The following is a 12,508-nucleotide window of genomic DNA, read 5'->3' as shown; positions in this document are numbered from 1 at the left end:
TAACCTATATTAGCGAATGCTTCACCCTGTTCCACTATGGGGTTTAACAGAAGAGGGCAAAGCATTGGCAATTTTACATTATCGAAATCAATAAAGATGTTTGAGCCAATGCTTTGCCCCTACAAATAGGACAATGAAAATTGTATTGATTGAGCGATCGCACCACATTATATAATCCTGTAGGGGTGAAGCATTAGCATGGTAAAAATAGACAACAAACAGATAACCTATATTAGCGAATGCTTCACCCTGTTCCACTATGGGGTTTAACAGAAGAGGGCAAAGCATTGGCAATTTTACATTATCGAAATCAATAAAGATGTTTGAGCCAATGCTTTGCCCCTACAAATGGGACAATGAAAATTGTATTGATTGAGCGATCGCACCACATTATATAATCCTGTAGGGGTGAAGCATTAGCATGATAAAAATAGACAACAAACAGACAACCTATATCAGCGAATGCTTCACCCTTCCCCATAACCATGACGCTATTAACAGGAATTTAATTTATGCCTTATAATCCCGAAATTCACCACCGTCGTTCCATCCGATTAAAAGGATATAACTATTCTCAAATAGGAGCATATTTTGTCACTATTTGCACCCATCACCGTAATTGTTTATTTGGTGAAATTGTCGATGGTGAAATGAAATTAAATACAAATGGTGAGGTAGCAAGGGGTTGTTGGTTATCTATTCCTCGGCATTTTCAAAGTGTAGAGTTAGATGAATTTCTGATCATGCCCAATCATGTACATGGAATTATTATCATAGTTAAAAGTGAAGCAAAGCAAGATTTTTCACAATCGTTTTCTGATGGGAAGGGCGAAGCATTGGCAAATTTCAATTATCAACAACAACAAAATTTATCGAGCCAATGCTTCGCCCCTACGGTCCCTGGAATTAAACAGGTGAAAATTAATGGCACAAAACCACAATCTTTGGCAGCAATAATTCAAAATTATAAATCTGTTTCTACAAGGCGGTTGAATCGCATCAATAAAGCTCAAGGAAATGTGATTTGGCAACGTAATTTTCATGAACATATTATTCGTAATGAGGAAGAATTACAAAATATTCGTCAGTACATTGTCAACAATCCAATAAATTGGGCAGAAGATGAGGAAAATCCTGTAAATGCTAATTAGCGATCGCCTTCATTATTGAATTATTAGTCAAAAAAACCCCCTGTTGGGAGGCTAAAGACAACTTATCAATTGATAATTGATAATTGATAATTGATAATTGTTTTATTCAAGGCTTCCGCCGTGAGCGTCAGTGGTCAGTGAGCCTGTCGAACTGCCGAACGGTTTCAAACCTCCCCTTTCAAGTAAAAAAAGCAGAAAATTTAGCTTTTTTAATCCTCGGATTTTCAGGTACAGGTAATTGTCCATTATTGAAAAACCTAAACCAGCACAACAGCAATTGATCCGCCTAAAGCCGCAGAAATACCAGAAACAACCGCCGTCGCAAACAACCACCAAGCAGCATTAGCAGCAGCTTTGCGGGTTTCTTCTGCTTGACGTTGTGCTTGATGTTTTACCTGTTCTAGCCGATGTTGTGCTTCATGTTGTAGCTGTTCTGCTCTTTGTAAAACCATATTCCGAGCGTGTTCTATTCTGTCAATAATGCGGTTAACATCTGCCTCAGAAATATCTTCACGGGAACTGAAAATAGCTACTAAAGTTTCACGATTGAAATGAGACAAGCGATCACGCAATGCTTCAAACCCAGCTTGAGGATCTTCAAATAATTGACGGATATCATGCTGTATTCCTTCATAATTCAATTCTGGACGTTCTAGAGAATTAAGATAATTACGAATCCTGGCAAAAATGCCTTCAATTGCATCTTGAATCCTTCTTTGAATACCCCGCACCTGTTCTACAAATTGCTCACGCACTGAGATCATATTATCAGCAATTCTCGCTGCTTCTTCATCTGTAATATCTTCCCGAATTTTCAACAAAGCGATAATTGTTTCTCTATCGAAATGGGAAAGGCGATCGCTGAAACTTTCCATCCCCACTCTGGGATCATGCAACAATAAATGCAAATCTCTTTTAATTCCTTCTGGGTGCAATTCCTCTTTACCCGTATGTCGTAAATACTCCTGCAAATAAGTTTGAAAATTTTGCATTCTTTGTTGTGTTCTTGTCGCTAACCGACGGGGCGCACGGACAATATTTCTAATGGATGTCTGTACATTATCAATGATTTGATTAACTTGTTCCTCACTCAAGTCTTGACGTTGACTTAACAATTTCACCAAAGTATCTCTATCAATCCGCGATAATCGGCGACGCAATACCATAACACCCTCTCTAGGGTTTTCAAACAACCTTGTGAAATCTCGTTGAATACCTTCAGGATTCAATTCTTCCTTACCAGTATTTCGCAGGTAATCTGCAATAGTCGTGGTGACAGAATCATATTGTTCCCGTGCTTTTTCCCCCACAAATTGCGGTATGTGGCGGATGTTATGCCATGATTCTTCTACTACATCAATAATTTGATAAACTTGTGCTTCTGTTAAATCTTGACGTTGACTTAATAATTGCACCAAAGTATCTCTATCAAAGCGAGATAACCGCACCCGAATGGCTAAAATTCCCGCTTGGGGGTCTTCTAAAAGTCGTTTTAAATCAGCGCGAATAGCATCAGGGTTTAATTGTTCTTTGCCTGTATTTCGCAGATATGATTCCACATTTAACCAGAGAGTTTCCGCTTGATGTTGTGCCTGTTGTGCCAGTCCTAAAGATTCTACCAACACGCGATCGCGCTGCATTTCCAATTCATCTAAAATCGGATCTAAATCCCGTTCTTGAATATCATTGCGTGCTAACAGAATCTCAGCCATTTCTTCCCGTTCAACTTGTGCTAGTCGTCGGGATAAAGTTTGATAATCTGCTTCTGGATCTGCCAACAGCGGTTTAAAATTATTCTCAATTCCTGCTGATGTTAAATCTGCTTTCGGAGTCACCAGTAAATAACTTTCCACTCGTCTTTGCAAATCTTGGACAATTTCTCTTTCTTCCTGCGCTGTTACTATTACCAAAACCTCATCCCGCACCATTACCAATTGATCAGCAATTTGGTAAATTTGTGCTTGAGCTAATAATCCCTTAGCTTGCAAAATATTGATAAAATCTTGACGGTTAATTTGCTCTAATTCCCTACGTATTACCCCAGGATCAGCCGCAGGATCATAAATCACATCTCGAAATTCTTGGGCAATTCTTTCTTGACTGAGTTGCCAAGGATAAGAGTTAAGTAAGTAGTTGTCAATATCTGCACGAATGGGATTATAAGGTTGTTCTGTAACTTGTTCTATGACTTTTTCTCTAGCAGTATTTAAGGAACGCCAAATTTTTTCTACATCTAAATCAGACAAATCTGCCCTACCTAACACTACCCCAGTCAGTGCTGATATTGCTTGTTGCATCATTCCTGGTTTTTGTTCTGTTTCTTTGGTAGAGTGAATTTCAGTAATTAATTGGTCAAGTTTGGCGTTAAGTTCATCGGTTTTGGGTTGTCCCGAAGGAAGGGATTTCAGATAGTTTACCAACTCACCTAAACTTTCTTTCGTAGGTTTTTGTTGACTCACTACTTGTTCCCAAACATTTTGTAAAGCGTCAGCAATGCGGTTAACTTCTCGTTTGGATAAATCGGTGCGACTGTTAACTAAATCAACAAACTGTTGACGGTCGATTTTTCCCAAGTCTGGACTGGTGGCGATCGCTTTAAATTGTGGTTCATTAAGTAAGCTTTTAAACTCATCCCGAATCTGCGATATATCAAGTTCTGGGGGACGTAGTTTTTCTATGTAATGTTCTACGTTTTGGCGAATACTTGCGGGGGGAATGGCGCTTCCTAATTCCCGACGCACCGCCGAGGCAGCCGCTTCCGCAGTAGCTACCACTTGCTGATTTACAGACCTAGCGCCTAATGCAGCTGTAGCTGTACCCATAATCGCCTGAAAACTGGCAGTAGCCGTATTCACAACCGAACCTATTAAAGAACCAACTGTAGTTGAACTTACCCACATTAGTAATAGAAAATACGCTCCCCAAATGACTAAACCTAAAATTGCTCCTAATCCCGGATCTAAAATTAATAAACTCAATTTTACAGCTAAGAAACAAGCGATGAATAAAGCAATTGTGACTGTAACTAATGTCCAAATTCCCAACCTCGTGCCAATTTTGCGAATTGTGCCACCAAAACTTTCAATTTCCTGAGATTCTGAAGGATGTCCCAAATAGGAAATACCCGCAGCAATTGAGAGATTAGTTAACACTAATTGAAAGGCAAAGGCGAGAATTACTCCAGAAATTAAAGCCACAAAAAAGCGCGGACCCGATGTGAGAATCGAAGCCTGTGCTGGTGTGACGTTGGGAGTAGTTACAGGTACTTGTGCTATCCACAATAAGTGTTTGTATAGTTCCTGCATCATTTCTATTTCCTACCTCTAAGTTTAATTTAAATTTGCACTGCCAAGTTAGTGTTTTACTCCTGACTCCTGTACGGGCGAAGTAGGGGCGAAGCATTCGAGCGATTAATGATCGGTATTTCCCAAAGGATATTTTCCGAATGCTTCGCCCTTACAGGGCGATAAATTATCAATTTTATGAAAAGGATATTTTCCGAATGCTTCGCCCCTACGACTTCTGACTCCTGCTATAATTACAAAGCTATGCACCATAAGGGTTTGACCGCCTCACTAATGACCACTGCTGGATGTGAATATTCAACTTGTCCAACCTTCAGAATCCAAGAAATTAGGGGATCTTAGCATCCATCTCAAGTGGGAAAGCCTTATATAACGTTAGATATAAGTTGATGATTTTACTATTGTAAATTTATATAAATTCTAGCTGATTTATTAATATCAATACTGCTATTCTTTAGGTGAACATTTTTTTGCTTGGATTGTAGTAATTCAATTTTTGAAAGCTGGTTTACGTTTATTTAAATTAAATTAAAAATTTTTTTCACCATCTCAGGGTAGATTTGTCTGGGTAAATAGCTTTTAAATTATCGTCCCTAAGAAGTGCCTATAGTTTGTACCTATAGGCATAAAACAACTGTGTGTGTAAAAGCTACATTAAAGTTAAGCATAAAAAAAGTGAACAAAAGATTCAAAACATTAAACTTGAAACTTGTGAAACTTGTGAAACTTGTTGAAATTTGGAGGTAAAAAATGGAAACTCGCTCATCTACTGATATACCACCCGTTGCTAAAGCTTATAATGGTGTAGATCGTAATGCCTTTATTTTTGGTTGGAATCCTCAAGCAGAATTGTGGAATGGACGCTTGGCAATGATTGGATTTTTAGCTTATCTACTTTGGGATTTAGCTGGTTATAGCGTTCTTCGTGACATTTTACACATCTTGAGATATTAACGTCAGATCAGAAAGGAGATCCAGGAGTCAGGAGTCAGGAGTCAGGAGTTATTTATTTTGGATTTTGGATTTTGGTGAAGCAGTGCGGCCTTGGGGGTTTCCCACATGAGCAACTGCTGAACCCGCAGGGATTGTTTTTGTCATCTCCAATCTAAAATCTAAAAAATCTAAAATCTAAAATTTTCCTCCCCATCTCCCCTATCTTGTAACACCTAAATCCCTGACTTCTCAAAGAAGTTAGGGATCTATAGGACTCCTATTTGATTTTTGAAAAAACTCCGTACACCCAAATCATCTAAAACCCTATTCCCTATTCCCTATTCCCTACCTCCACGGAAAATTTATAAATCAAATCGGAACACTATATTTTTCGAGCATTTTGTTTTATGTTTAAAGTAAAAAACGCACCAACACATACAAAGCTGAAGTTATCAGCTGCAATAAGGTAACAGGAATACCATAATGTAAAAAAGTCTTAAAAGAAATTCTTCTACCATGCTGTTCAGCAATACCAGCAGCAACAATATTAGAAGATGCTCCCACCAAGGTGCCATTTCCCCCCAAAGTTGCGCCAAACATCATGGCATAAAACAGTGGTAAAACTTCTGGGGGAAACTGTCCTTGAAAATCTGGTGATAAAACTTCTGCTGGTGCTAATCCCACATTCACAAGATATTGTTTCAACAAAGGAACCATTGCCACAACTAAAGGAATATTCGGTACAACACTTGATAAGATTCCTACTACAAATAACAAAAGTACAGAACCTAGCAAAATATTTTTACCTAAAATTAGCCCTAAAACACCTGATAAACTCTTAATCACACCTGTTTTATCCAGTCCTCCGATCAGGACAAAAATGCTCATAAAAAATATTAAGGTACTCCAATCTACATCTCGCAAAATATTATGAACTGAATCAATTCTGCTTTTGTGTGCCAGTAATAAAGCTAAAGCAGCACCTAACAAAGCCACTGCCGCAGGGGAAATAGGTATTGGTAAAGATTCACCAATTACAAAAAATGTTAACACAAAAGCTACTATCACTCCCCCTACTATTAAAACTCGTGGATGATTGATTTGGGGATGGGGTAATTCTGCTAAATCATCTAAGTTTTTATGCCAAATTTTTCTAAATAAAATTGGTAGTGTTACTACAACAGTCAAAACAGCAATTACTCCTCCTAAACTTAATTTCCCTAAATAATCTATGAAGCTAATATTTACAGCATCACCTACAATAAATGTTGCAGGATCTCCTACTAATGTTAATAATCCGGCACTATTAGCAACAAACACCATCAAAATTAATAAAGGGACAAAATTAACTCCTATTTCTTCTGCTATTGGCGGAATTAATGGAGCTAATAACATGACTGTAGTAGCATTAGGTAAAACAGCACAAATTGGCGTAACTAATGCCACAATACCTAATAGTAATTTTTTGCCACTTCCTTGAGCAAGAATGACTATTTGTGTAGCTATATAACTAAAGATATTAGTCGGTTCAAATGCTCTTACTAATACCATCACACCAAAAAATAAACCCAAAGTTCCATGACTTTTACCAATATAACTAACGGCTTCTGGTAAAGTCATGATATTAGCAAAGACTAATATTAATGCTCCCAAAAAAGCAGCTACCATTAGATCAATCCATTCCGTCATGATTACCACAATGACGGTGATAAATGTGATAACGCTGAAAACAGCTTGCCAGTTTTCCATATCATCTTCCCTGATAATGTGATTGTTTTTTATTGTGTGAAAAAGAGCGAAAAAGCCACCTATATGTAACTATAGGCGACTTAATAGTTGATTATTGGTGCATGGGCATTAAAAATGTATTAAGTAATTATTAGGTGATTAATCAAGACACCGAGGAATACCCAAAACAGCACAGGGAAAATGAGGATCTAAACTTTCAATCACAGGATGATTGATAGATTGACAACCTAAAACTAGAGCATCAGCAGTTTCTAATTCTACAACTTTTTTCAGTTCAGTAGATAAGTTACCAAATCGTAGATGAGATTTAAAATCACTCTGCCATTCTTGGGCTAAATTTTTGGCTTGCCAAAGAATTTTATCTGCTTTTTCCGGTGCTGAAGTGGTAAGTAACTGAGGTTTTGATGGCGTTAACACCATTGTTGTTGATTGGCTTAACTCAAAATATTGATGTGTCAAACTAGCCCAATTTGGTGGATAATTGAATTTATGATAATCAGAAATACTTGCCTGTTCTTCTAACACATAAACAGCCTGAACATTGACTTGAATATTGCTTGCTAAATGGGTTTGATGTGCAATACAAAAAGCAATATCTAAGGCTGTATGACTATTAGGAGAACCATCATAACCAACAATTAACTTGATGGATTTTACCGGTGAATTTTTCTCACTCAGGCATTTTTTTGGAGCAGGTAGTAATACCATTTGCTCAATCAGGTCATGGCGACCAATAGCACCTTGCAAACGTGCTAACAATGGCTTGATTGTCACAGCTTTAACTTCTCTCCCTTGAAACGAATGATGAATGAGAAGCAGGGATGCCAATTTTAGATTTTAGATTTTAGATTTTGGATTCATAAGTAAGTATTCCGCTATCAGTAATCAGCAATCAGCTTTTTTAAACGCACCATGAAAAACCACCATTTTATCACCAAATGACTAATCAAGGATTCTGATTTCTGACTCGTTAATTCTTACATTCCTAGTTCATCCAAAATCATTGACTAAAATCGCAGATTGATTAAGGAAAACCCAATAACAACTGGTATTACAGCCAAGGTTTTGGGAGTTCCTTCCATTGCCGACGGAGTTAGCTGACGGGCTAAGACTGGAAGGTGTCTTTCAATTAAGATTCGCCCCAATTATTTGGTTCCTCCGCTTCAAATCCAGCTTTCATGAATTTGAATTAGGCTACCCACAGATAAGCATTCAGCGATCAGTAATCAGCAGTCAGCTTTTTAATGGTTACGCCCAAAATCTGTATTTGATCATCTACCGATTTATCAAATATTCTGAAATACTGATGCCTCAATCCTGAATACTGACGTTAAAAGTAGAAATTCAAAATTTTAAATGTTCAAAATTTTAAATGTTCAAAATTTTAAATTTCTACTTTTTGAATTGTAGCTTATATTTCTGAATTTGTATACCCAGGAAATAATAATTTATTTTACTCCTCTGAAGTAAAGTAACGGTCTAAAAAATTCAAGGCGTGGTTGCGTAATTCAAAGTATTCTTTAGAATTGCGGATCGCACTGTGATCGCGTGGACGTTTAAACGGAACTTTGAGAATTTCTCCGATAGTGGCGCATGGTCCATTGGTCATTAGAACAATGCGATCTGACATATAAATTGCCTCATCTACATCATGGGTAATCATCATGACTGCTTGACGATGATTTTCCCAGATATCTAATACCTGACGCTGCAATTTACCACGAGTTAAAGCATCTAAAGCCCCAAATGGTTCATCCATTAATAACATTTTCGGACGAATTGCTAAAGCTCTAGCAATACCCACCCTTTGTTTCATACCTCCAGAAATTTCATCGGGATATTTATCTGCGGCTGCCGTTAAGTTTACCATTGCCAAGTGTTCATTCACAATGCTAATTTTTTCGGCACGATTTGCACTTTTTAGCACTTCATCCACAGCTAAACGGATATTTTCCCGCACAGTTAACCACGGTAACAAGGAATAATTTTGAAAAACCATCATTCTATCTGCACCTGGTTTGCGGATTTCTTTACCATCTAAGCGAACTGAACCTGATGTGGGTTTTTGAAATCCACCAATAATTTTGAGTAGTGTTGATTTTCCACAACCAGAATGACCAATTACAGAAATAAATTCATCTTCACCAATTGTCAAATTAACGCCATCTAAAACAACAAACTCTCCTTTATCTGCTGTGGGATAAGACTTCACTAAATTTTCAATTTCTAAAAATCCGTGACTGGGCTGAACTTGTTGATAATTATCATTTTCTAAGGAAGTATATCTCATGATTAAATTCTCCTGAATTAGTTAATAGTTTGTCGTGAAAATTAAGACATGAAGAAACGAATGGGAGCATTTGCTTTGATAGCAAAACTATTGAGATAGCCGACGGGATCACTGGGATCAAAGCCTTTTTTATCTATGAATACTTCTGGGGGTTCAACTTTATAATCATCCTTGGGACATGGAATCCCCATTTCTGTGGCTATCTCTCGATATAAATCTGTTCTCCAACCTTTTTCGGCTACTTGTTCAGCGTTTTTAGGGATTTCTTTAATTTGTCCCCAGCGTGCTGCTTGAGTCATTAACCAAATACTCCGAGAACGCCATAAAAAGGTGGAATGTTCTCCTGGTTCTTGAGGAACGTTATCAGGCAGATCATAAAAAATTGTGGTATCTTCAGCTTTGATTGTGCGGTCTTTACCATCAAAACCACCATAGTTGTAATTACCAATAATTCCTGGAGCAGTCAATTTGCTAATGGGCGCATCTTGCTTTTTTGGTTTTGCACCAGTAAAAGAACGATCTGTTAATAATTCGGCTACTTCTTGGTGGTTTTCGGGTTTACTGCAATACTGACAAGCTTCAATCATTGCCTTTACCAAAGAGCGGTAAGTTTTGGGATAATTGACTATAAAAGATTCCATTACTCCTAATAGTCTGTCTGGGTGTCCGTACCAAATTTCTTTACCTTGAGCGAATGTAAAACCAATACCTTCGTTACCTGTAATTGCTCTGGTGTTCCAAGGTTCGGCTACCATGTATGCTTGCATTGCCCCAATTCTCATATTTGTCACCATTTGCGGTGGGGGAGTAATAATGATGCGAAATTCTTTAAATGGGTCAACACCAGCAGCAGCAGCAAGATAGCGAGCAAAGTATTCATAAATAGCAGAACTCAGAACTACTGCCCAAACCTTCTTTTCTGGGGGTTGTTGGTTAAAATAACCTCGAAAATCTCGCCCAAATGCTTCTAATGCCCCATCACCGTATTGTTGCTGATATTCATACCAAGGACGTATACCAAAGTCCCACATATCTTTATTCATGGTCATGGCGTTACCATGTCGGTGTATGGTCATAGCTGCACATAGGGGGGCATGACGCGCACCTTCTGCACCTATTCGAGCGTTAGTGACTGCACCAGAGACGACGGGGGAAGCGTCGAGACGACCAAATATTAACCCGTCGCGGGAGTTTGCCCAACTAGCTTCGCGGTTGAGTTTGACATTTAAGCCATATTTGCGGAAGAAACCTTTTTTCCAGGCGATCGCAAATGGCGCACAATCATTAACAGGAACATAACCAATAATAAGATCAGGTTTTTCTAATTCTTGAGGTTTAACTACTGGTTCTACAGCTAAAGCTTCTGCTGTCAGTCCTTTAGCAGACCTATCTCCAGAAACAGCACAGGATGACAACGCTATTCCCGCAGTCGTTAAACCTATTCCCTTGATAAAATCTCTGCGAGTCCAATTATTTTCACTCATAATTGTCTACAATTTTGAATTTTAGATTTTAGATGATGAAAAATTCAATGGATAAGCTTTGTCAGCTTCCATCTTTTGACATCATTTTGCAAATTGGTATCAGTTTTATCTCTCAATGTGGAACAGGCATCTTGCCTGTCATAGATTTAAGATTTAACTATCTTGCCTGTCATAGCTGTAACTAAATTTTTGACGTTTTCCCTGTTTACTTCACACTTCCTGGACGATGGGTAACAAATTCTTGAAGTTTACCCACCGCGTAATCTAAAACTAAACCAGTTAAACCAATTACAAACACCGCCAAAAATACAGAACTGAGATTTAAACGACTCCATTCGTCCCAAACAAAAAACCCAATTCCAATACCACCTGTTAACATTTCTACAGCCACAATTACCAGCCAAGCAATACCTAAACTAATCCTTAAACCTGTGAAAATATAAGGCAAACTGGCAGGCCAAATAATTTTAATAATCTGCCGCCAACGTGGCATTTCTAACACCTGTGCCACATCTATATAATCTTTGGGTACGCTAGAAACTCCCAAGGCAGTATTAATCATAGTCGGCCAAAGGGAAGTAATGAAAATCACAAAAATAGCTGAAGGATCTGCCAAATTGAAAATAGCTAAGGAGATAGGCAACCAAGCTAGGGGTGAAACAGGTTTAAATATCTGAATGATGGGATTAAAAGCCAGCATTGCTGGTCTAGACATCCCTATTAAAAACCCACAGGGAATTGCTACTAATGCACCTAAACCAAAACCTAATATTACCCGGCGTAAACTTGCTAATAGTAACCAACCAATTCCTAAATTACCGGGTCCTCGTTCATAAAAGGGATTTAAAATGTAGTCAAGATTGGCAATTAAAGCTTCAGGTGGTGTAGGCATTAATTCATGATTAGCAAATGCTATTACCCACCAGAGTAAAATTATTCCTGAAAAACCCACAACGGGCAATAAGAACTCATCACGAAAAATGACAGGTTTTGCTTTTTTCCACGCCAATTGTCCAGCCACAGCAAAAATTGCAGCTAAATTCAGTTGTAAAATCATATTGTAACCTCAACAGAGTTCAGTACAGATACACTGAATCTGAGCAGTACCAGCCTTGGACACTGATGAGATCAAAACATTATCAAATGCTGTCTCTTCAGTCCCCTCTCAATGCCTACGAAGTTAGCTGACGGACTAGGGTTGAGAGATACCCCTTTTTGGGCAATTTTAGCTGATTTCCTAACATTAACTTAGGAATTTATTAACCAATCGCCACAAAAATACGCCCCAAAACTTGGTTCCTCCGTTCCAACGCTGTTGACTCTGGTGCGTTGGATTAGGCTGACTTACTCATAATTAATAGTAACAGCAAAAATTTAGCATTGATATACAGTAATAACATCAGTATCTAAACTAAAAATTAGTTACTTAACTACTGATATCAAGCAGTTTAATTGATTTTGCACAGTACCAGGACTTACGCAACTGGCACAGCGATCGCTAATTATTAGTATATGTGTACTGCAATAATGAAGATGTTATTGAATCAGACTGATTGAGAATTGTTAATAGTAATAGATTAAATAAATGACGGGTAT

Annotated in this window: 8 protein-coding genes and 2 riboswitches; of the genes, 2 read left to right on the top strand and 6 right to left on the bottom strand. The window is 38.0% G+C overall.

The genetic code is table 11. The features are described from left to right. Positions 1 to 512 precede the first annotated feature (512 nt). A complete protein-coding gene (locus tag FFR48_RS19295; RefSeq protein ID WP_137668493.1) occupies positions 513 to 1,151 on the top strand; it encodes a transposase in 639 nt (212 codons plus the stop codon). Between the two features lie 257 nt (positions 1,152 to 1,408). On the opposite strand, the gene FFR48_RS19290 is transcribed toward FFR48_RS19295, so the two are convergent. Continuing rightward, positions 1,409 to 4,456 (bottom strand): YrzE family protein, encoded by a 3,048-nt coding sequence (locus tag FFR48_RS19290; protein WP_137668495.1) that lies wholly within the window; start codon positions 4,454 to 4,456, stop codon positions 1,409 to 1,411. Positions 4,457 to 5,206: 750 nt separating this feature from the next. On the opposite strand from FFR48_RS19290, the gene FFR48_RS19285 reads away from it, so the two are divergent. Next, on the top strand, positions 5,207 to 5,410 hold the full coding sequence (locus tag FFR48_RS19285; RefSeq protein ID WP_096568732.1) for a chlorophyll a/b-binding protein: 204 nt from the start codon (positions 5,207 to 5,209) through the stop codon (positions 5,408 to 5,410). 390 nt (positions 5,411 to 5,800) lie between these two features. Here the strand turns inward: FFR48_RS19285 and FFR48_RS19280 are convergent, their stop codons facing one another. From FFR48_RS19280 to ntrB, 5 genes are all read right to left on the bottom strand, one after another. Beyond that, the gene (locus FFR48_RS19280; RefSeq protein ID WP_096568735.1) at positions 5,801 to 7,138 is read right to left on the bottom strand and encodes an ArsB/NhaD family transporter; all 1,338 of its coding nucleotides are present in this window, start codon (positions 7,136 to 7,138) and stop codon (positions 5,801 to 5,803) included. 138 nt (positions 7,139 to 7,276) lie between these two features. Further along, entirely contained in the window at positions 7,277 to 7,966 is a 690-nt protein-coding gene (locus tag FFR48_RS19275; protein ID WP_236104117.1) for a universal stress protein, read from the bottom strand. 242 nt (positions 7,967 to 8,208) lie between these two features. Then, positions 8,209 to 8,344, bottom strand: a riboswitch (cyclic di-AMP (ydaO/yuaA leader). A 247-nt stretch (positions 8,345 to 8,591) separates the two neighbouring features. After that, entirely contained in the window at positions 8,592 to 9,428 is an 837-nt protein-coding gene (locus FFR48_RS19270; RefSeq protein WP_137668492.1) for an ABC transporter ATP-binding protein, read from the bottom strand. A 41-nt stretch (positions 9,429 to 9,469) separates the two neighbouring features. Next, positions 9,470 to 10,912 carry an ABC transporter substrate-binding protein gene (locus tag FFR48_RS19265; protein ID WP_137668491.1) on the bottom strand — a complete coding sequence of 481 codons (1,443 nt, stop codon included), beginning with the start codon at positions 10,910 to 10,912 and terminating at the stop codon, positions 9,470 to 9,472. Positions 10,913 to 11,117: 205 nt separating this feature from the next. After that, positions 11,118 to 11,969 carry a nitrate ABC transporter permease gene (gene ntrB, locus FFR48_RS19260; RefSeq protein WP_096568748.1) on the bottom strand — a complete coding sequence of 284 codons (852 nt, stop codon included), beginning with the start codon at positions 11,967 to 11,969 and terminating at the stop codon, positions 11,118 to 11,120. Between the two features lie 98 nt (positions 11,970 to 12,067). Continuing rightward, positions 12,068 to 12,263: riboswitch (cyclic di-AMP (ydaO/yuaA leader) on the bottom strand. Positions 12,264 to 12,508: the final 245 nt, after the last annotated feature.

Origin of the sequence: Sphaerospermopsis reniformis (genome assembly GCF_005402885.1) — a bacterium.
Classification (GTDB): domain Bacteria; phylum Cyanobacteriota; class Cyanobacteriia; order Cyanobacteriales; family Nostocaceae; genus Sphaerospermopsis; species Sphaerospermopsis kisseleviana.
The sequence above is the reverse complement of the archived record's forward strand: the minus strand, read 5'-3'. Positions and strand labels throughout refer to the sequence as shown.